Origin of the sequence: Hymenobacter siberiensis (genome assembly GCF_018967845.1) — a bacterium.
In the GTDB taxonomy this organism is placed as follows: Bacteria; Bacteroidota; Bacteroidia; order Cytophagales; family Hymenobacteraceae; genus Hymenobacter; species Hymenobacter siberiensis.
On the sequence record NZ_JAHLZZ010000001.1, the window covers coordinates 1,159,075 to 1,179,539 of the forward strand.

Annotated in this window: 13 protein-coding genes; 10 read left to right on the forward strand and 3 right to left on the reverse strand. The window is 62.7% G+C overall.

Annotated elements, in window-relative coordinates:
- The first annotated feature begins 1 nt into the window (after nucleotide 1).
- The 6 genes from KQ661_RS22730 to KQ661_RS04990 all read left to right on the forward strand — a co-directional run bounded on the left by KQ661_RS22730 (nucleotide 2) and on the right by KQ661_RS04990 (nucleotide 10,792).
- Nucleotides 2-2,398 carry an ATP-binding protein gene (locus tag KQ661_RS22730; RefSeq protein WP_317196066.1) on the forward strand — a complete coding sequence of 799 codons (2,397 nt, stop codon included), beginning with the start codon at nucleotides 2-4 and terminating at the stop codon, nucleotides 2,396-2,398.
- Between the two features lie 2 nt (nucleotides 2,399-2,400).
- Nucleotides 2,401-4,662, forward strand: coding sequence for an ATP-binding protein (locus KQ661_RS04970; protein ID WP_317196067.1), 2,262 nt, complete (start codon nucleotides 2,401-2,403; stop codon nucleotides 4,660-4,662).
- A 2-nt stretch (nucleotides 4,663-4,664) separates the two neighbouring features.
- The gene (locus KQ661_RS21925) at nucleotides 4,665-7,034 is read left to right on the forward strand and encodes an ATP-binding protein (RefSeq protein ID WP_317196068.1); all 2,370 of its coding nucleotides are present in this window, start codon (nucleotides 4,665-4,667) and stop codon (nucleotides 7,032-7,034) included.
- Between the two features lie 267 nt (nucleotides 7,035-7,301).
- The gene (locus tag KQ661_RS21930; RefSeq protein WP_317196069.1) at nucleotides 7,302-9,230 is read left to right on the forward strand and encodes a tetratricopeptide repeat-containing sensor histidine kinase; all 1,929 of its coding nucleotides are present in this window, start codon (nucleotides 7,302-7,304) and stop codon (nucleotides 9,228-9,230) included.
- A gap of 51 nt (nucleotides 9,231-9,281) precedes the next feature.
- Nucleotides 9,282-9,659: a response regulator gene (locus tag KQ661_RS04985; RefSeq protein WP_216679627.1), complete on the forward strand. Its 378-nt coding sequence runs from the start codon at nucleotides 9,282-9,284 to the stop codon at nucleotides 9,657-9,659.
- Between the two features lie 86 nt (nucleotides 9,660-9,745).
- The gene (locus KQ661_RS04990) at nucleotides 9,746-10,792 is read left to right on the forward strand and encodes an adenylate/guanylate cyclase domain-containing protein (RefSeq protein ID WP_216679628.1); all 1,047 of its coding nucleotides are present in this window, start codon (nucleotides 9,746-9,748) and stop codon (nucleotides 10,790-10,792) included.
- Between the two features lie 83 nt (nucleotides 10,793-10,875).
- Here the strand turns inward: KQ661_RS04990 and KQ661_RS04995 are convergent, their stop codons facing one another.
- Nucleotides 10,876-14,199: a cyclic nucleotide-binding domain-containing protein gene (locus KQ661_RS04995; RefSeq protein ID WP_216679629.1), complete on the reverse strand. Its 3,324-nt coding sequence runs from the start codon at nucleotides 14,197-14,199 to the stop codon at nucleotides 10,876-10,878.
- 141 nt (nucleotides 14,200-14,340) lie between these two features.
- Nucleotides 14,341-14,877 (reverse strand): DUF4833 domain-containing protein, encoded by a 537-nt coding sequence (locus KQ661_RS05000; RefSeq protein ID WP_216679630.1) that lies wholly within the window; start codon nucleotides 14,875-14,877, stop codon nucleotides 14,341-14,343.
- Nucleotides 14,878-15,414: 537 nt separating this feature from the next.
- Here KQ661_RS05000 and KQ661_RS05005 point away from each other — a divergent pair.
- Both KQ661_RS05005 and KQ661_RS05010 read left to right on the forward strand, forming a co-directional pair.
- Nucleotides 15,415-15,990, forward strand: coding sequence for a helix-turn-helix domain-containing protein (locus KQ661_RS05005; protein ID WP_216679631.1), 576 nt, complete (start codon nucleotides 15,415-15,417; stop codon nucleotides 15,988-15,990).
- 141 nt (nucleotides 15,991-16,131) lie between these two features.
- The gene (locus KQ661_RS05010) at nucleotides 16,132-17,367 is read left to right on the forward strand and encodes an ice-binding family protein (RefSeq protein ID WP_216685821.1); all 1,236 of its coding nucleotides are present in this window, start codon (nucleotides 16,132-16,134) and stop codon (nucleotides 17,365-17,367) included.
- A gap of 45 nt (nucleotides 17,368-17,412) precedes the next feature.
- Here the strand turns inward: KQ661_RS05010 and KQ661_RS05015 are convergent, their stop codons facing one another.
- On the reverse strand, nucleotides 17,413-18,957 hold the full coding sequence (locus tag KQ661_RS05015; protein WP_216685822.1) for a hypothetical protein: 1,545 nt from the start codon (nucleotides 18,955-18,957) through the stop codon (nucleotides 17,413-17,415).
- A gap of 165 nt (nucleotides 18,958-19,122) precedes the next feature.
- Here KQ661_RS05015 and KQ661_RS05020 point away from each other — a divergent pair, with 165 nt between their 5' ends.
- Nucleotides 19,123-20,289, forward strand: coding sequence for a 2-isopropylmalate synthase (locus tag KQ661_RS05020; protein WP_216679634.1), 1,167 nt, complete (start codon nucleotides 19,123-19,125; stop codon nucleotides 20,287-20,289).
- 1 nt (nucleotide 20,290) lies between these two features.
- Complete coding sequence (locus tag KQ661_RS05025; RefSeq protein WP_216679635.1) at nucleotides 20,291-20,464, forward strand: hypothetical protein; 174 nt, start codon at nucleotides 20,291-20,293, stop codon at nucleotides 20,462-20,464.
- The last annotated feature ends 1 nt before the right edge of the window (nucleotide 20,465 follow it).

Here is a 20,465-nt window from a genome sequence, read left to right on the forward strand (position 1 = left end):
CGTGTCCTCTTTTCCCCCACGCCCGCCGGCCCGCCGGTGCTGGCTGCCGCTGGTGTTCCTCCTGCTGCTCAGCGGCCCGCTGGCCGCCCAGTCCAGCCGCCGCTACTGGGAGGCCAACCCGGACTCGCTGCGCCGGGTGCTGGCCACCCAGCACGCCGACACGGCCCGCCTGCGCACGCTGCTGCACCTCTACGATACTTCGAGCCTCCTGTTGGTGGGCCTCTTTAACGTGCCTTTAGGCCCACAATTAGGGGAGTTGGTGCAGCTCACGCGCCGGCAGCAGCGTCCTGATGCCCCCGCCTTCCGCCTGAGCTATGCTGCGGTGCGGCTCGCCCAGGCGGAGCCCGCGCGCGCCCTCGACAGCATGCGGGCGGCGGTCGAAGTGTTCGACCGCGTGGGGCGGCCCATTCCGTTCGTACTCGCAGCGGTGGCGTCTTATTTCCGACGGCTCAAGCAGCGGGCGGCGCAAACAGCCTATTTCGAAGCCAAGCTGGTACGGTACCAAGCCCGCGGTGCCCGGGAAAACACTTCCCGCAGCTACCATGCGCTGGGCGGCCCTTTCTTGGAACAGGGAGATTACAACCGGGCCATCAGCCACTACCTGCGCGCGGCGGACTTGGCCGTCACCTACGACCGGTGGTTTCAAGAAAGTGAGTTGAAAGTGGTCGGCTACTGCTACGCCGAATGGGGCAACTCGGCCAAGGCCCTGTACTATCTGCGCAAGTCGCTGGCTGCACACCGCTCCTTGCTGGCTGCACACCCCTCCCGGTACGACCGGCTCACCTCCTCCCTGGCGTTCACTTACCGGGGCATGGCCCAGGCCTATCGCCAGTTGCACGACTACCCCGCTGCCCTGCGCTACGCCCGGCTCTCGGGGGCGAATAGCCCCGCTGACACCCTCCGCGACATGGCCAGTTTCGTGCTTCCGATGCGCGCCTATGGGCTGGTGGCCGAAAGCGCGGTGCTGCTCGACATAGGCCGCGTAGCCGAGGCCAGACCCCTGCTGGTGCGGGCGCAGCACTTGGCCGATTCGCTCAAGATGGGCCTCTTTTCCTCCAACGGCTACTTTGAGCTCGATGCCACCTGGGCGCGCTACTACGTCGCCCGTAACGAGCCGGTCCGCGCCGAAACCGATTGGCTCACGGCCTACCGCAAGGCCCGCGAAGCCAAGCTGGTGCCCCTGCGGCTGTCCTACCTGCGCGCGCTGGCCGACTTCTACGCCCAGCGTGGGCAAACCGAACCCGCCGGCCGTTACGCCCGCCTCGGCTTGGCCCTGAGCGACTCGCTCAGCACCCAGCAAGGCGCCTTTCACGTGGCCGGCTACGAAGCCGAGCGTGCCGAGCAGGCCCAGCAGCAGCGCATCGCCGCCTTGCGCTTGGCCCAGGTGCAGGACGCCGCCCGCGCCCGCCGCCAGCGCCTGCTGCTGGGGGCCACGCTGGCGGTGCTGGCGTTGCTGGCGGGCCTGGGCTTCGTCCTCTGGCGCGCCAACCGCCAAAAGCAGTTCGCCAACGAGCAGCTCAACGAGCTCAACGCGGCCGTCACCCATCAGAAACAAGGCCTGCAGACCCAGCGCGACCAGCTCGACGCCTCCCTGACGGAGCTGCGCACCACGCAGGCCCAGCTCATTCAGAAAGAGAAGATGGCGAGTTTGGGCGAGCTCACGGCGGGCATCGCCCACGAGATTCAGAACCCGTTGAACTTCGTCAACAACTTCTCGGAGGTGAGCACGGAGCTGTGCCAGGAGGCGCAGGCGCTGCTGGCCACGGAGGAGTGGACGCCCGCGGACAAGGCCGAACTGACCGACTTACTCACCGACCTGGGGCAGAACCAGGCGAAAATCACCCAGCACGGCCAGCGGGCGGCCAGCATCGTCAAGGGCATGTTGGAGCACTCCAGTTCCGCCGCTGGCGAGCGCGAGCCCACCGACTTGAACCGCCTCTGCGACGAGTACCTGCGCCTGGCCTACCAGGGCCTGCGGGCCAAGGACAAATCCTTCAACGCTGCCCTCAGCACCGACTTCTTGGCCGACTTGCCGCGGGTCACGCTAGTGGGCGCCGACGTGGGGCGAGTGTTGCTGAACCTGTTCACCAACGCCTTTTACGCCGTGCGCCAGCGCCAGCAGCAGGGCGAGCCTGGCTACCAGCCCCAGGTCGGCGTGCGCACCGTGCTGCTCAATCAGCAGGTCCAGATTCAGGTGACGGATAACGGCACGGGCATGAGCGAAGCCATCCAAAGCAAGATTTTCCAGCCTTTTTTCACCACCAAGCCCACGGGCGAGGGCACGGGCCTGGGGCTTTCGCTCAGCCACGATATCGTAGTGCAAGGCCACGGCGGCAGCCTCACCGTCGAGAGCCAGCCCGGCCAGGGCACCACCTTCACCATTTCCTTACCCGCTTAGCCGTGTCCTCTTTTCCCCCACGCCCGCCGGCCCGCCGGTGCTGGCTGCCGCTGGTGTTCCTCCTGCTGCTCAGCGGCCCGCTGGCCGCCCAGTCCAGCCGCCGCTACTGGGAGGCCGACCCGGACTCGCTGCGCCGGGTGCTGGCCACCCAACGCACCGATACGGCCCGCCTGCGCACGCTGATGCATTTGGTGGATACTGGAGAGGGTAATATCGCTCACCTCGCCGAGTTGAGCGCCTTATCGGGCCGCCTGCACCGGCCCGAGCACCGGGCCTACCGCCTGCTGCTGCACGGCAAACAGCTCGCTGCACGCCGAGCGGTTGTTCCCGCCCTCGATAGCCTGCAGGCGGCCATTGCCGCGCTCGACCGCTTGCACCGGCCGGTGCCGTGGCAGCTGATTTCCATCCGCTTCCTGTTCAACGCCGCGGGCCAGCCGCAAGCCAAGCGGGCCTATTACGAAAGTCAGCTGGCTACCTACCGCCGGCGGGGCGATGCCGTCAGCATGACGGCCTGCTACCATGGCCTGGCCGGCTACTACAACTCGCTGGGCAACTACAACCAGGCCATTGGCTATTACCTGCAAGCGGCCGAAGGGTACCGAGCTTTTAGTAGGGGCACTTCCCGCGATGAGTTCGCGGCGGCTGGCCAGTTGTATGCCGAGTGGGGCAACCTGGACAAGGCGCTGTATTATCTGCGGCAGTCCCTGGCGGGGCAAGGCAACCCGGACGATAGCTACCGGAACCTGCAGATGGCCGCGGTGCAGCTGCAAGTGCATAATTATCCGGCCGCGCTGCACGCCATCGACCGGGCCCTGGCGGCCGCAGCCCGTGATACCACCAACGATGCTACGTTAAAACCCATTGCACTGGTGCTAAAAAGCGCGGTGCTGCTGGCGCAGCGGCGCCCGCGCGAAGCCGGACCGCTGCTGCGCACGGCCCAGTACCTGGCCGACTCGCTCCAGTTGCCTTTCCGCAGCGGCTACGGCACTTTGGAGCTGGAGGCGACTTGGGCGCGGTATTACGAGGCCCTGGGCGACAACGCCCGCGCCGAAAGCTACTGGCTGGCTGCTTCCCGCACGGTCCGGCAGGGCGGTTTCGCCTCGGGGCGCCTGGCCTATCTGCACGAGCTGGCCCGCTTCTACCAGCAGCACCGCCGGCCGGCCGTGGCGGCCACCTACGCGCTGGCGGCCCTGGGCCTGGCCGACACCCTGCGGGCGGCCGAAGGTGCCCTGAATGTAACGCGCTACGAAACCGACCAGGCTCAACAAACCCAGCAGGCGCGCATCGCGGGCCTGCGCCTGGCCCAGGTGCAGGACGCGGCCCGGGCGCGGCGCCAGCGCCTGCTGCTGGGCGCCGCGCTGGCCGTGCTGGCCCTGCTGGCCGGCCTGGGCTTCGTGTTGTGGCGCGGCAATCGCCGCCAGCAGCAAGCCAACGCGCAGCTGGAAGCCCAGCGCGACGAAACCGCGCAGGCGCTGAAGAATTTGCAGACCACGCAAACCCAGCTCATTCAGGCCGAGAAAATGGCCAGCCTGGGGGAGCTCACGGCGGGCATTGCCCACGAGATTCAGAACCCGTTGAACTTCGTCAACAACTTTGCCGAGGTCAGCGCCGAGCTGCTAACGGAGCTGAAAGAAGCCCAGGCCGCAGGCGACTTTGAAGAAGTCATGGCATTGGCTGACGACCTGACCCAGAACCTGGTCAAAATCAACCAGCACGGGCAGCGGGCGGCCGGTATCGTGCGGGGCATGCTCGAGCACAGCCGGGCCAGCACCGGCGAGCGCGCGCCGACCGACCTCAACCAGCTCGCCGACGAGTACCTGCGCCTGGCCTACCACGGGCTTCGGGCTAAAGACAAGACGTTCAACGCCACGCTGGAAACCGACTTTGCGCCGGCCCTGCCCCTGGTCGATGCCGTGAGTGGCGACCTGGGCCGGGTGCTGCTGAACCTGTTCACCAACGCCTTCTACGCCGTGCGCCAGCGCCAGCAGGCGGGCGAGGCGGGCTACGCGCCCACCGTCGGCGTGGGCACCGCGCGCGCGAACGGCCACGTCGAAATCCGGGTGACGGACAACGGTTCGGGCATGCCGCCCGAGGTGCAGCAGAAAATCTTCCAGCCTTTTTTCACCACCAAGCCCACGGGCGAGGGCACGGGCCTGGGGCTTTCGCTCAGCCACGATATCGTAGTGCAAGGCCACGGCGGCACGCTCACCGTCGAGAGCCAGCCCGGCCAGGGCACCACCTTCACCATTTCCTTACCCGCTTAGCCGTGTCCTCTTTTCCCCCACGCCCGCCGGCCCGCCGGTGCTGGCTGCCGCTGGTGTTCCTCCTGCTGCTCAGCGGCCCGCTGGCCGCCCAGTCCAGCCGCCGCTACTGGGAGGCCAACCCGGACTCGCTGCGCCGGGTGCTGGCCACCCAGCACGCCGACACGGCCCGCCTGCGCACGCTGCTGCACCTCTACGATACTCCGAGCCTCCTCTTTAACGTGTCTTTAGGCCCACAATTAGGGGAGTTGGTGCAGCTCACGCGCCGGCAGCAGCGTCCTGATGCCCCCGCCTTCCGCCTGAGCTATGCTGCGGCGCGGCTCGCCCAGGCGGAGCCCGCGCGCGCCCTCGACAGCCTGCGGGCGGCGGTCGAAGTGTTCGACCGCGTGGGGCGGCCCATTCCGTTCGTACTCGCAGCGGTGGCGTCTTATTTCCGACGGCTCAAGCAGCGGGCGGCGCAAATAGCCTATTTCGAAGCCAAGCTGGCACGGTACCAAGCCCGCGGTGCCCGGGAAAACACTTCCCACAGCTACCATGCGCTGGGCGGCCCTTTCTTGGAACAGGGAGATTACAACCGGGCCATCAGCCACTACCTGCGCGCGGCGGACTTGGCCGTCACCTACGACCGGTCGTTTCAAGAAAATGAGCTTCAAGTAGTGGGCAGCTGCTACGCCGAGTGGGGCAACCCGACCAAGGCCCTGTACTTCCTGCGCCAGTCGTTGGCCGTGGATGCAACCTTGCCCCGGCGCAATGGCTTCGACTGGAAGAGCTACACGTACTGGGCCATGGCCCAGGCCTACCGCCAGCTGCGCAACTATCCCGCAGCCCTGCGCTATGCCAACCTGTCCTTAGCTGGTGTCCCCACCGACACCACCCGCAGCTATGCGGCTTACGTTCCAGCTGTTCAGGCATGCGGCTTGGTGGTCAAAAGCGCGGTGCTGCTCGATATGAGACGCGTGGCCGAAGCCGGGCCCTTGCTGGTGCGGGCGCAGCACTTGGCCGACTCGCTCAAGATGGGCCTCACTTCCTCCAACGGCTACTTTGAGCTCGATGCCACCTGGGCGCGCTACTACGTCGCCCGTAACGAGCCGGTCCGCGCCGAAACCGATTGGCTCACGGCCTACCGCAAGGCCCGCGAAGCCAAGCTGGTGCCCCTGCGGCTGTCCTACCTGCGCGCGCTGGCCGACTTCTACGCCCAGCGTGGGCAAACCGAACCCGCCGGCCGCTACGGCCGCCTCGGCTTGGCCCTGAGCGACTCGCTCAGCACCCAGCAAGGCGCCTTTCACGTGGCCGGCTACGAAGCCGAGCGTGCCGAGCAGGCCCAGCAGCAGCGCATCGCCGCCTTGCGCTTGGCCCAGGTGCAGGACGCCGCCCGCGCCCGCCGCCAGCGCCTGCTGCTGGGGGCCACGCTGGCGGTGCTGGCGTTGCTGGCGGGCCTGGGCTTCGTCCTCTGGCGCGCCAACCGCCAAAAGCAGTTCGCCAACGAGCAGCTCAACGAGCTCAACGCGGCCGTCACCCATCAGAAACAAGGCCTGCAGACCCAGCGCGACCAGCTCGACGCCTCCCTGACGGAGCTGCGCACCACGCAGGCCCAGCTCATTCAGGCCGAGAAGATGGCGAGTTTGGGCGAGCTCACGGCGGGCATTGCCCACGAGATTCAGAACCCGTTGAACTTCGTTAATAACTTTGCCGAGGTCAGCGCCGAGCTCATCACCGAGCTGGAAGAAGAGCAACAGAAACCCGACCGCGACCTGGAGCTGGAAGCCGAGCTGCTGACCGACCTCAAGCAGAACCTGCTCAAAATCAGCCAGCACGGCGGGCGGGCGGCCAGCATTGTGCGGGGCATGCTGGAGCACTCGCGCACCAGCTCCGGCGAGCGCACGCCCACCAACCTCAACCAGCTGGCCGACGAGTACCTGCGCCTGGCCTACCACGGCCTGCGCGCCAAAGACAAAACCTTCAACGCCACGCTCAAGCCCGATTTCGACCCCGTCCTGCCGCCTGTCGAGGTTATTGCCCAGGACCTGGGCCGGGTGCTGCTCAACCTGCTCAGCAACGCGTTTTATGCCGTGCGCCAGCGCCAGCAGCGCGGCGTGGCCGGCTACGCGCCCACCGTGGGCATCAGCACCCGGCGGGTGGGTGAGAAGGTGGAAATCCGGGTGCGCGACAACGGCCAGGGCATTCCCGAGGCCGTGCGGGCCAAAATATTTCAGCCTTTTTTCACCACCAAGCCCACCGGCGAGGGCACGGGCCTGGGCCTGTCGCTGAGCTATGATATTGTGACGCAGGGCCACGGCGGCACGCTCTCCGTGACGTCGGAGGAAGGCAGTTTTACCGAGTTTCTGATTAGCTTGCCTATTAATCAAACAGGCTGATTACTGGCAATGCCTCCGGCCCGGCCTTGCTCGGCACACCAGCCGCTGTGCTGCTCTCTTTTCTGGTTCTACCACAGGATTTCACTGCTAAGCTACTGAACCATTGGCTGTATTTGGCGGTTTGGGCGGGGCTTTGGCCGGTGGCTTGGTGAATAAGCGCCGGCGGTATCAGTCACTTTTTTTCCCCTTAGAACCAATTCGTTGATTTCTATTATTTCCCGGATTTCAGCTTTCCGTAGGCTTGGCTGGCTGGGCATCTGGTTGGCTGTGCTGGTAGCCGGCCCAAAGCCGGTGGTGGCCGGAATCCCGTCGCCGGGAGTGGCCGTAGACAGCCTGCGCCACCTGCTGACGCTGCCCCAGACCGACTTCAACCGCGTGACGCTGCTCTGCCAAATCAGCGACCAGCTCTGGACCCAGCACACCGACTCGGCCGCCGTGTACGCCAACAAGGCCTTGGCTCTGGCCCGCCGCATCCATTACCGGCAGGGCGAGGGCGCGGCCCTCAACCGCCTGGGGGCCGCCCTGCGCGAGAGCAACCTGGCGCGCTCGCTGGAGGTGTTTCAGCAGTCCTTGCACATTGCCGAAACCACCCACGACCAGGGCCTGATTGCCCAGAACCTGCGCAGCATCGGCATAATCTACGTGTACTTGCGCGACAAGCGCCAAGGCCTGGCCTACTACTTCCGGGCCCTGAAAATTGGCGAGCAGCTGCACGACGAGTACCGCACGGTGATTGAGCTGAGCAACATTGGCCTGGCGTATGACTTGTTCGGCCAGCTCGATTCGGCCCGGATTTTTCAGGAACGCGCCTACGCCCTGGCCCGCCGCCTGCACACCCCCACCAACTACATTCTGTACGGCCTGGGCAACGTGGCCCGCAAGAACGGCCAGGTGGCGCAGGCCCGCACGTACTACCGCCAAAGCATCGCCGAGTCGAAGAAGGTACACCACCTGCGCAGCCTCAATTTCGCCTACGTGGGCCTGGCCGAGCTGTACCAGCAAACCGGGCAGCCCGATTCCAGTATTTACTACGCCCGGCTGGGCTGCCAGGCGGCCCAGAACAATGGTTTTCTGCGCGGCGTGCTCAACGCCTGCACGCTGCTTACCAAGGATTTTAAACAGCGCGGCCGCCCCGACAGCGCCCTCAAGTACCAGAGCCTCATGCTGGTGATGAAGGACACGCTGTTTGGCCAGGAGAAGGTGATGCGCCTGCAAAGCCTCAACTACCGCGAGCAGCAGCGCACGCAGGAAGTGGCCGCCAGCCATGCCGCGCTGCGGGCCCGCTACCGCACTGCCGCGCTAGTGGCCGGGCTGGTGGGCCTGCTGGTGCTGGCCGTGATTCTGGCCCGGCACGGCCGCCAGCAGCGGCGCGTCCGCATGGCGCTGGAGCAGTCGCTGGCCGAGCTCAAAACGGCCCAGGACCAGCTGGTGCAGCGCGAGAAAATGGCCTTTCTGGGCGAGCTCACGGCTGGCATTGCCCACGAGCTGCAAAACCCGCTCAACTTCGTGAAAAACTTCGCCGAAGTAAGTGCCGAGCTGGTAGACGAAATCAACGGCGCCCCCCACAACTCCGCCCGCGACATCACCCTGGAACGCGAAATTCTGGATGGCCTGAAGCTGAACCTGCAGCAAATCAGCCAGCACGGGCAGCGGGCCACGTCCATCATCAAGGGCATGCTGGAGCACTCCCGCACCGGCAGCGGCCAGCGCGAGCCCACCAACCTCAACTCCCTCATCGAGGAAAGCCTGTGCCTGGCCTACCAGGGCCTGCGCACGAAGGATAAAGATTTTAACGCCGAGTTTATCACCCGGCTCGACCCCGCCCTGCCGCCAATGTCGGTGGTGACGCAGGACCTGATTCGGGTTCTCATTAACCTGTTTACCAACGCCTTTCATGCCATGCAGCAGCGCCAGCGCCGCCACTCTGGGCCCGGGTACCAGCCGGCCCTCACGGTGAGTAGCCGGGTGGTGGCGGAACAGGTCGAAATCAGCATTCGCGACAATGGCACGGGCATGTCTGACAAGGTGAAAGCCAAAATATTCCAGCCGTTTTTCACCACCAAGCCCGTGGGCGAGGGCACGGGCCTGGGCCTGTCCATGAGCCACGAAATAGTGACTAAGGGCCACGGCGGCACCCTCACCTTAGAAACCCGCGAGGGCGAGGGCACCGAATTCCTCATCCGCCTGCCGGCCTAAGCCGGTCCGCGCCCTACCTTTGGCCCCGACTACTTTTCCAGCCTCCGCCCCATGCAAATTCTGGTTGTTGATGATGAAACCGATGTGCGCGACCTGTTTTTGCAGCGCTTTCGCCGCGAAATCCGCAACGGCGAGATGAGCTTCAGCTTCGCTTTTTCGGGCGAGGAAGCCCTGACGTATCTGCGCGCCCACCAATCCGAGGTGCTCATCATTCTCTCCGACATCAACATGCCCGGCATGAGCGGCCTCGACCTGCTCGGCCACGTCAAGGAGGAGTTTGAGATGCCGCCCACCACCATGATAATGATTACGGCCTACGGTGACAATGCCAGCTACCAGCAGGCCATGAGCCTGGGGGCCAACGATTTTCTGACCAAGCCCGTCGATTTTGCCGTGCTCAAGGAAAAGCTTCAGCACCTGCTGCCCTAAGCCAACATAGAAAGGGGAGCGGTAATCTAAGTGCCATCCTTTTCCGACGTATTTTTGTCCAACTATTCGGCCTTCTGCCAATCCTTATGAAAACCAAGATTCTGGTGGTCGATGACGAAGCCGACCTCGAACTGCTTATCAAGCAGAAGTTTCGGCGCAAAATCCGGGAGAGTACCTACGAGTTTGTCTTCGCCACCAACGGCCAGGAAGCCCTCGACCGCATCCTCGAAAACCCGGATACCGATGTCATTCTCTCCGACATCAACATGCCGGTGATGGATGGCCTCACCCTGCTCACCCACACCCACACCGAGTACCCGGCCATGAAAACGGTCATCGTATCGGCCTACGGCGACATGGGCAACCTGCGCATCGCCATGAACCGGGGCGCGTTCGATTTCGTGGTGAAACCCGTCGATTTTGCCGACCTGGAACTCACCATCGAAAAAACCGCCGAGCAGGTGCGCCAACTGCGCGACACGCTCCGCGCCATCCAGGAAAACAACATCCTGAAGATGTACGTCGATGAAACCGTGCTCAATTTCATGACGCGGCCCGACTTCGAAAACCGCCTCCTGGCCTCCGAAACTGTGGAAGCCACCGTGGTTTTTCTCGATATCTGCGGCTTTACCTCGCTGGCCGAAAAGCTGCCGCCCACCGACGTGGTGAGCCTGCTCAACACGTATTTTGACTTGGTAGTGAAGGAGTTCATTTCCCAGGGCGGCCACGTCGATAAGTTCATGGGCGATGCCGTGATGGCCGTGTTCCGGGGCGAGCACCACCTCGACCGCGCCATCGATGCGGCTCTCTCGGCCCGCACCGCGCTCCAGCAGAGCCAGGCCCCGCTGCCCCCCGGCTTCGACTACCGCCCCAAAGTGAGCATCGGCGTGAACACCGGCGAAGTCGTATCCGGCAACATCGGCTCCGCCTCCCTCAAACGCCTGGATTACACTGTGATTGGCGACGTCGTGAATATGTCGCAGCGCTTGCAGTCGGCCGCCAAAGCCGGCCAGGTTATCATCAGCGAAGCCGTGTATTTTAAGGTGAAAGGGTCCTTTCACTGCCAGTATGTTGATGAGGTAGTACTCAAGAACAAGGCGTTGCCGGTAAAGATTTACGAAGTAATGGAGTAGGGAATAGCGCTAATCAGAGCACGTCATGCTGAGCGCAGCCGAAGCATGACGTTGTTTTATACCCTAAAACCCAACTCAGACCTCTACCCCGCCAGCTCGCGCATTTTCTCGTTCTGCGCCCTGATGCGCTGGCACAGCATGCGCAGGATATTGCGCAGCACCTCGCCGCGCTCCTCCATCAGGTCGTAGAAATCTTCCTGGTCGATGCGGAAGGCCAGTACTTCGCTCAGGGCCGCCGCCGTGGCTGAGCGCGGCTCCGCATCAAGCAGGGCCAGCTCGCCAAAAAAGTCGCCCGGCCCGAAGGTGGCCAGCTGCTGCGGGCCGTTGAAAATGCCCACCTGCCCATCGTGCAGGATGAACAGCGAGGTACCGATGTCGCCTTTGGCAAAAATCTCCTCGCCTTCCCGAAAGGTTACCTCCTTCATAATGGGCACGATACTACTGAGCACGTTTTCGGGCGTGGTGGCAAATAGGGCGGTGCTTTTCAGCACCACCACCCGCTCCAGGGCAGAAATGCGAGCGTCGGAAGTGGCGTGGGCGTGGCTCATTTCGAGGGGAAGATGAAGTTCGGAGAGGGGCACGCCACGGTGGGCAGCCAGCGCCCGGACCGCTACTCCGGCGCTTTCGCGTAACAGCAGGTAGGGCGAGGCGCAGTAGGGCCGCAGCAGGGCGGTCGCGTCGGTTTCGAGGGGCTGCCAGTGGCGCAGGGCCTGGCTTAGCGTCCAGGATGTGAAGGCGGTGTGGCCGTGGCGCAGCAGCAGCGTGGGCAGTGGCTCGGGCGTGGGCGGCGGCGCGTAGTGGTGCACGTGCGGCGGTGGGGCCACGGCGCTGCCGGCGGCGGCGCCCATTGGCACCAGGGTGTGATGATGAGCGGCCGGAGTCGGTACCGCCGTGAGTCCGGCAAACAGCCGCGCCTTCTCGGCCACGGGCGAGTCGTCGAGCAGCGCCTGCAAGCCCTGGTATACAGGTCGGGGGATGAGGTTGTCGAGGATTTCAAGGGCATTGGCCTGGCGCTCGCGGGCGGCGTGGGCCACGTTGCGCTGGGCCGTGGCTACCAGTTCGGCATCGTAGAGCAGGGCCAGCAGGCCAAACACACGCTGGTGCAAGAGGGTCAATTCGTAGTCGACGGTTGCGGCCAGGGCCGGGCGGCCGTCGGCCACCACGCCTTGCAGCAGCTGCGCGGCCAGGCTGAATTCCTCGCGCAGCAGGTGCTCGAAGGTGGGCCGCTCGGCGGTGCGGGCCGGGAAGCGGCGCAGCGCCCGCAGCGCCAGCCCGCGCGAAAACAGGTGCGGGTGCCGGGCCAGCTCCAGCAGCACGGCGCGGCTGGCGGTGGTATCGAGGCGTTCGAGCACGGTGGCCAGGCGCTGCGGGTGGGCGGGCTCGGCCTCCTGCAGTAGCACCTGGCGCAGCAGCGGCACCACGGCCGGGCCCAGGGCCACAAGGCTGTCGGCGGCCCCGGCCCAGCGGTGCTTATCATCGAGGGCGGCGAGCAGGTGGTGGGCCAGTTCGAGATGACCCACGGTACCGATGGCGCGGAGCGCGGCTTGAGCTACCTCCGGCTCGGAGCTGGCGAGGTGGCGCTCAATCAATTGCTGCTGAACATCCAGCGGGTAGAAACGTAGTAGTGCCAGTGCCGCCTGGTGCGCGCCGGGATGCGTATCGGTCAGCAGGGCCCGCAAACTTTTGCGGGCAGCCACGTTGCCCGTTTCCAGTGTCAGGCATCCCTGAATAGCACCCTGCCGGGCAGCCAAATCAATCCCGGTCAAAAGCATATTCTGAACTGCTCTAACTGAATCGGGTGGGGTAGCAGTGGCTAATTCGCGGGCGGCTAATTCGCGTATTGCCGGAACCGGGTCGTGCTGGGCTAATCCTGCCAAAGTGTTGAGTGGCAGCGGCTGTGCCTCGGGGGTGGCCAGCAGGGCCAGCCGGACGCGCTCGTCGGGATGTTCGAGCAGGCGCGGGGCATGGGCGGGCAGCGACCCTGGCTCGTGCTTTCGTAGCCAGGCCACGGCATTCAGCACCTCGGTGGGGTGGGGGCTGAGCAGGTGGGCCAGCACGACGTGGCGGGCGGCATCGGGCAGGGCCAGCTCGGCGGTTTCGGTAAAGCGGCGGCCCAGGCCCTCCTTCAATTCGGCCAGATAATTCAGGTAGGTGCGGCGCAAAAACAGCAGCGCCAGCCCTAATAATGCGCCCATCCACACCAGGGGCAGGCCGCCATCGAGCAGGCCCGACGAACGCAGGCCGAAGAACAGCCCGCCCGTGAGGGCCATGCCCAGCGGCTCATAAAAACCTTTGGCCAGCGTGTGCGCCGCCAGCCGTTGCGGCGGGGCCAGCGGCTGAAACAGCACCAGAAACACGGGGTCGAACACGGTGCGCCGCAGCACTTCCAGCAACAAGTACAGCCCGCAATAGAAGGCCAGCTGCCCGGTTTGCGAGTAGCCGCTAGCCACCTTGAAACCGCCGAACACGGCCAGCGCCACCAGCGCTACCACTGGCAGCAGCCGCAAGGACCATTGCACGCCGTAGCGCTCCAGCGCCTGCCGGCTCACCAGCAGCTTGAAGAACGTGGCGGCTAAGTACGTGGCCGCCAGTATCCAGCCCACCGACTGCATCACGTCCTCGGCCTCGTGAAACTTGTGCTTCACGTTCAGGAAAAACATGTACTCCACGCCCGTAATCACGGCCGCGATGGCCACCAGGCTCAGGCACATGGCCAGCACCAGCTGGCTGCCGCCAAATAGCTGCTGCACCAGCTTCTTTGGTGGCTGGGCCACGGCCCGCACCGGCCGCGCCGTGGCTTCTACTACGTGCGACTTGAGGGTGGCCCGCAGCGTGAACAAGGCCCCCAGATAGGCCATAAATGCCACGCCCAGCAGCACCGGCAACTGGGCATCGCCGTGGATAAGCGCCGCCAGGATAGCCCCCAGGGCCTTGGCCGGCATATCGCCCGAGCTGATGATGCTGAACAGGCGCTTGCTCTGCCGCACATCAAACACCACCGCCGACACGCCCCAGAACTCCAGGTTAGTGAGCAGATAGATAACCCGGTAGCCCGCCATAATGGCCACTGCCGCCGCCACCGAATGGCCCAGCACAACCAGTACGCCCAGCACGCCCGTGAGGGCTACCACGGCTAGCAGCACGCGCACGACCAGCATTTTCAGCAGCAGGTGGTGCTCAAAATGCGTGTAGATTTTTCCCACGGCCATCATGGCCAGGGCGCCCATGATGTAGCCCAGCGGCAGGCTGTGCTCGGGGTTGTGCTCCAGCAGCAGCACATTGGCCGCCACGTACACCAGCACCGAGCCGATGCCGAGTAGAAAATTGTGCAGCAAAAACAGCCCCACGGTGCGGGTTTCGCTGGCTTTGATGCCGAAGAGACGTTGCAGAGAGGTAGCCGGAATCATGCGCGGAGGCAGCCGGCCCCACCGGGCACGGCTCCGGCCAAAGATAGGGCTAAGGCATGTAGCGTGGACTAAAAGTCCGCGTATGGTCAAGCCGTGCGTGGCAAGGAGCTTCCCAGGCAACGCGCGGACTAAAAGTCCGCGCTACAGCATTATCCGCTCGGCTGCCGGCTCGCGGGTCGCGGTATTTATTCCTTTGAACTCGATGTACTTCACATTCGGCACCCAGAACGTGCCGCCCTCGATGCGCAGAAATACGCGCTCCAGCTGCAGCTGTTTGCCGCCGATGGTGGTGTACACGTGGAAGGCCTTATCCGTCGGCGACTTCAGAAGGAAGAACCGGACCTTATTGTAGGCCGCAAATTTCAGCTCGTATTTATCGGCCGCCAGCTTTTCGGCCGTGAGGCCGTAGGCAAACTTGCGTTGGATGAAGTTCAGGTCCTTGCGCTCGCCGTGCTCATCGTAGCGCAGCCAGAACACGTTCACGGGCTCGTCCTCGATGAGGTGGCCGGCGCGGTCCACGTTCAACTGGTAGATAACGGTATTGGTATTCGGGTCGCGCTGGAGGTAGAAGAGTTGGTTGGGCACGCCGCTGGGCACCGGGAAGATGACGGTTGGCTTCGGCGCGGGCGGCAGGGCGAAGAGCAGGTTGAAAAACAGCAGGAGGGTCGTTGCCGACATTGTTTTGGGGATTCAATGAGGCGGCAAAGGTACGATTGAGGCCAACGGCTCATCTTACCTCCCCAGCGCCTCTATTAAAAAACGGGGCCGACTGATTCCTCCGGCCGGTATGGTGACCCTGAGAGCAAACGAGGCACGGCTGAGGGCGGCGATACCCGCTAATTTCGCCCACTGGCGCACAGCACCTTCCGACGCGGCTTGGATGGAGCACGGCCGGTGCAAGGCCAATTGCAAACAGGTGGGCCTTGGCATGCAGGCGCCGTTGCATGTCGCTGACTACCGGACGTGGGGAGTCAGCAAAATAAAATAAATCCGTGATACCGTTAAATGCTTGCTTTGTTTAGCAGTCTGTGAATTGTGTAACATGTGCCATTATCAATGGAAGTATCTTTGAGACACAATATGAAGATATTGCTACTACTTCTATCTGTGAAAACATTGCGCTTAGTGTAACACACGCCGCTGGACTGGAAGCTTTTAGGGATAAAGAGCAATTAAAAGGTTGCAGCGGCATTACTCCTACTTCGCAATCAGTTAATGAGAATTCATATCAAGTTCATGGTCAGTCCGCGCTGCATCGTGATGGTGGAAGCGGCATTGGGAGCGTTGGGCCTGTCCGGAAGTGTAGTGGTTCTGGGGCAAGCGGAAATCCCAACACGCATAACCCTGGACCAGCACTGTGAGCTAAAAGCCTCACTGGCAGCCCTGGGGCTGGAACTGATGGACGACGAGCGGGCCACACTGATTGAAAGGATAGAAGCAGTCATCGTCGAAATGGTGGACGGCGACGATGATACCGTGCGCGAAACAAAGAATTCCGCCTACATCAGCAGCAGGTTGAATTACAATTACACCTATCTCGCCAATACGTTCGCCATTGCGACGGGTAGCACCATTGAGCGGTTTATAATTTACCGCAAAATCCAGCGCATAAAGGAATTATTACGCTACGACAAACTCACGCTGACGCAGATATCCTACAAATTGAACTACAGCAGCGTAGCCCATTTATGTAAGCAGTTTAAGAAAGCTACTGGCTTGACAACCAGTGGATTTATGCGGATTGTTTCCCTGGTATTCGTAGCATTGGAAAGTATTTGGATTGCTAATTGATTTTCGCAATTGCTCAGCACCATGCAAAAAAGCGCTTTTGCCATGGGTATAATTAATTTACGTACTACTTGAGCATCCATGCGAAGACTACTTCTACTAGCTGCACTGCTCATAGCGGGCTGTTTTTCTGCAAACATCGTTTTGGCCCAAACAATCAATATGCGCAGCGCGGCTGGCTATTGCCTGTTCACCCGCACCGGTGCTATGGGCGATAACAACTCCACTACCCAATCAATCATTACCGGCCGGCTTGGTACGCACACCGGCGGATATACTGGCTTTAACCCGGTCTATAATGCTCCGGTAGGAATCCAGCCCGCTCAGCACGAATTAGATGCCGCCACCTTGCTCCAGGTAGCCGACGATATAGATGCGGCCGTTGCCCAGATAGAAGCGTATGTTGATAGCCCGGTGGCTCTGCCAAGCACGATGGGAGGACTGGTTATTACGCCGGGCGTATACAATATACCCAGTGCGGTATCCTTATCCGGCGACGTGATTCTCGATGGCCTAGGGCAGATTAATCCGCTGTTTATTTTTAAGGTGGGCGGGGCGTTCACGACTACTTCTCCCTACCGGGTTTTGCTGATAAACGGTGCCACGCTGGACAATGTGTACTGGCGCATGGCCGGGGCCGTATCCTTCGCCGGTGGTATTTCGATTTTCAGGGGTACCGTAATTGCCACGCCGGCCGGGGCCATCAGCTTTGCAGACGGAGCGACGTTGCTGGGCAAAGCGCTATCGAAGGCAGGGGCCATCAATCTGGACAATAACCAGGTCAGCAATACCGAGCTGCCTTATGTTGGCCCCTTGCCGGTAGAGCTCACGCGCTTTGTGGCGGAGCGGCAGGGCGTTGCCGCGCAGCTGAGCTGGGCCACCGCGTCGGAAAAAAATAACGACTACTTCGCCGTGGAGCGCAGCGCCGATGGCCGCACGTTCGCCGAGGTGGGGCGAGTGGCAGGCCATGGTACCAGCACCTTCCCCTACGCCTACCAGTGGACCGATGCGCACCTGGGCCAGTATGCCCCGGCAGTGTACTACCGGCTGAAGCAAGTGGATAGCAACGGGGCGGTTATCTACTCACCCGTTCGCACGGTGGCTGGTGTACCAGCCACGGGCTCGCCACTGCAGTTACGGGCATATCCAAATCCGGCCTGGAACGGTTTCAGTGTGCAGCTGGATGTGGCCCTGGCCGGCCCCGCGATACTGCAGCTGAACGATTGCCGCGGCCACATGGTGGCGCAACGCCAACTCGTGCTGGTGCCGGGCAGCACCACGCTGGTACTGAACGAGGCCGCCAGTCTGCGCCCGGGTATTTATCTGGTGCAGCTCCGGCAAGGTGCTCTGCATCAGGCGTTGCGCCTGGTGCAGGAGTAGCGGTCGCGCCCGGCAGGGACAGGGGCGGCTTGCGCCAGCAGGAGGTTATTTCATACCCCTAAATTTCCGGCGCATCACCTCCTGCACCGGCACGCCCTCAATCTTGCTGTCGAGCCACGACACGATGTCGAGGTACAGAAACGGCCGGCTCTCGTAGGGCGTGGCGGCGATGACGATGAGCTTATCGCGCAGCCGGATAAACGCCTCGCGCACCTGATGCGGCGCAATGCTGCCCACGGTGCGCAGAAACCGAAAAATCTCGACCTGCATGGGCTGCTGGTCGTCCATCTTGCCCAGAAAGTGGTACACCGAGCGAATCTGGTAGTCCAGGCTGGCATCGTCGCCGGCCTCGTAGTGGGCAATCAGGTTCAGGATGCGGGCGAAGCATTGCAGGTCCTCGCGCAGACTCAGTTCCTTGTGCTGGATAATCAGGTTCAGGTATTCAATGGCCTTCCCGAACTCGCCGCTGCCGAAATACAGGCTCGCGATTTTGTAGTACAGCACCAGCGTGCGGTGCAGGTCGAGCTGCGGCTTGTAGCGCTCCAGCTGCTCCAGCAGGTCGGGGATAATAGTCAGGCCCTCGGTGAGGCGGCCTTCGAGGAAGTAGGCGTTGATGCGGTTGGTGTAGAGGTACTGGAAGAGCAGGATTTCGGTGTTGGGGCTGCTACGGCGGGTCTGGTTGGCCGAAAACTCTTCGAGGGTATTCAATACCTGCTTGAATTTGCTGTAGTACAACATGTTATACAGTGAGGCCAGCAAATTGTGTAATCCCTTGATATAGAGCATGGTTTGCAGCTCTTTCATGTGCGGCGCGGCCTCAAACAGGTCCACCCACTTCTGGGCGTAGCGGTAGCCGGCCCGAAAATCCTGGTCGAGCGTGTGGTACCACACGTGGGCTTGGTAGAAGTAGAGCTTCTCGAAAAAGCCACCCTCGCTGTGCACCTGCGGCGGCAGATTATCCCGGAAAAATGCGGTGATGTGCTCGTGGTCGGCCCGGTTGCGGGCGTGCCCGGCTTTCAGGTACAGCCCATACAGCCGCAGCGAGGCATTGCTGAGCGCATGCTGATTGGCCAGGTGGGCCACGGTGTCGGTGGCTTCGGCGGTGAGGGTATCGGCCCGGTCCTTCAGGCTGCGGGTGATGTACTGGCTTTCAATCAGCTTCTCAAAATCGAGAGCCAGCAGCACAATGTGCGGCATTTCGGCCTGGCGCGCGCCCTGCTTCACCTTTTCCAGCATGCGCAGGGCCTGCTGATAGAAGCCCTTGTTGTAGAGTACGCGGGCGTAGTCGAGCTGCTCGTGGAGCTGAATATCGGGGTTCTGGCCGGCGTGGTACACGCGCAGACTGGCCAGAATCTGGCGGTAGAGGTTGGCCTTGAGATTGGCCAGCTGCACGCGCTTCAGGCTGGGAACCTGGGCGAGCACGGCGGCGTCGTCGGCCGTATCCAGCGCGTCGAGGGCATCGAAAAGCAGCAGGAATTTGAGGTCCTCGCTAGCCCCCGCCCGGTTGGTAAACAGCCGGAAATGGCGCTTTTCGGTCCGCGTCAGGGACTTAATTAACTGAAATACGGGCTCCTGGCTTTTGGTAGGCATTGTATGGAATGAGAAAGCAAGTAGCTGATAGATAAATGGTTGTTTGATGAAATCCGGCTTTTGGAAATAGTATAATTTCCGAAAACAGGATTTTGCAGCGCGAGCGTAGGGCGGTTCTTGCCGACCTATTCACCACTACAGCCTTTCGTTTCGGGCTATTATCGTATGCCAACCCAGCAAATCCAGATATTCGATACCACGCTCCGCGACGGCGAACAGGTGCCGGGCTGCAAGCTAAACCGCGACGAGAAGCTTCTCATTGCCCGGCAGCTCGAACAGCTCGGCGTCGACGTCATCGAGGCCGGTTTCCCGGTGTCCAGCCCCGGCGATTTTGCCTCCGTGCAGGCCATCGCCGCCCAGACCCGCGAAGCCACCGTCTGCGGCCTGTCGCGGGCCGTCGAAAACGATATTCGCGTGGCCGCCGAGGCCCTGCGCCCGGCCCGCTACCCGCGCATCCACACCGGTATCGGCACGTCCGATGTGCACATTCAGCACAAGCTCTGCACCACGCGAGAGGACGTGCTGGCCCGCGCCATTGCGGCCGTGAAGCTGGCCAAAAGCTTCGTGGAAGACGTGGAATTCTACGCCGAAGATGCCGGCCGCACCGACAACGAGTTTCTGGCCCGCGTGTGCGAGGCCGCCATCCGGGCCGGGGCCACCGTCCTCAACATCCCCGACACCACCGGCTACTGCCTTCCCCAGGAATACGGCGCGAAAATCAAATTCCTCCACGAGAACGTGACGGGCATCCACAACGTGCGCCTCTCCACGCACTGCCACAACGACCTGGGCCTGGCCACCGCCAACTCCATTGCCGGCGTGATGAACGGCGCCCGCCAGATTGAATGCACGATAAATGGCGTGGGCGAGCGTGCCGGCAACACGGCCCTGGAGGAAGTAGTGATGATTCTGCGCCAGCACCCCTCCCTCAACCTGCACACCAACATCAACACCCGCCTGCTGGCCGAAACCTCGGCCATGGTTTCGCACCTCATGACCATGCCCGTGCAGCCCAACAAGGCCATTGTGGGCGCCAATGCCTTCTCGCACAGCAGCGGTATCCACCAGGACGGCATCATCAAGCACCGCGAAACCTACGAAATCATCGACCCCCGGGAAGTCGGCGTGGCCGATTCGTCCATCGTGCTCACCGCCCGCTCCGGCCGCGCCGCCCTGGCCTACCGCCTCCAGAAGCTGGGTTACGATTTCGAAAAAGTTGCTTTGAACAAAGCTTACATCCGCTTCATGGAGCTGGCCGACCGTCAGCGCGAGGTGGTGGATAATGACCTGCATATGCTGGTCGAACAGGAAAAACTCGTTACTGCTGACTGATATGACTATCTCCGAAACCCCTTACATCAGCCTCACGCCTGCCACCGAAAACCACCAACCCGAACAACCGGCAGCGCACTCCCAGCGCTGCGCCGATTGGATTAGCTACGCCGCCGCCATGAGTCAGCAAGTAGCACCCACTACCGCCGATTTCACTGAATCCACTACTCGTTAAG

Coding starts and splice junctions, on each gene's coding strand:
- KQ661_RS04995 (WP_216679629.1), bottom strand. CDS start 14,199: ATGATTCCGGCTACCTCTCTGCAACGTCTCTTCGGCATCAAAGCCAGC.
- KQ661_RS05015 (WP_216685822.1), bottom strand. CDS start 18,957: ATGCCTACCAAAAGCCAGGAGCCCGTATTTCAGTTAATTAAGTCCCTG.
- KQ661_RS05000 (WP_216679630.1), bottom strand. CDS start 14,877: ATGTCGGCAACGACCCTCCTGCTGTTTTTCAACCTGCTCTTCGCCCTG.
- KQ661_RS05005 (WP_216679631.1), top strand. CDS start 15,415: ATGAGAATTCATATCAAGTTCATGGTCAGTCCGCGCTGCATCGTGATG.
- KQ661_RS04985 (WP_216679627.1), top strand. CDS start 9,282: ATGCAAATTCTGGTTGTTGATGATGAAACCGATGTGCGCGACCTGTTT.
- KQ661_RS04990 (WP_216679628.1), top strand. CDS start 9,746: ATGAAAACCAAGATTCTGGTGGTCGATGACGAAGCCGACCTCGAACTG.
- KQ661_RS05020 (WP_216679634.1), top strand. CDS start 19,123: ATGCCAACCCAGCAAATCCAGATATTCGATACCACGCTCCGCGACGGC.
- KQ661_RS05025 (WP_216679635.1), top strand. CDS start 20,291: ATGACTATCTCCGAAACCCCTTACATCAGCCTCACGCCTGCCACCGAA.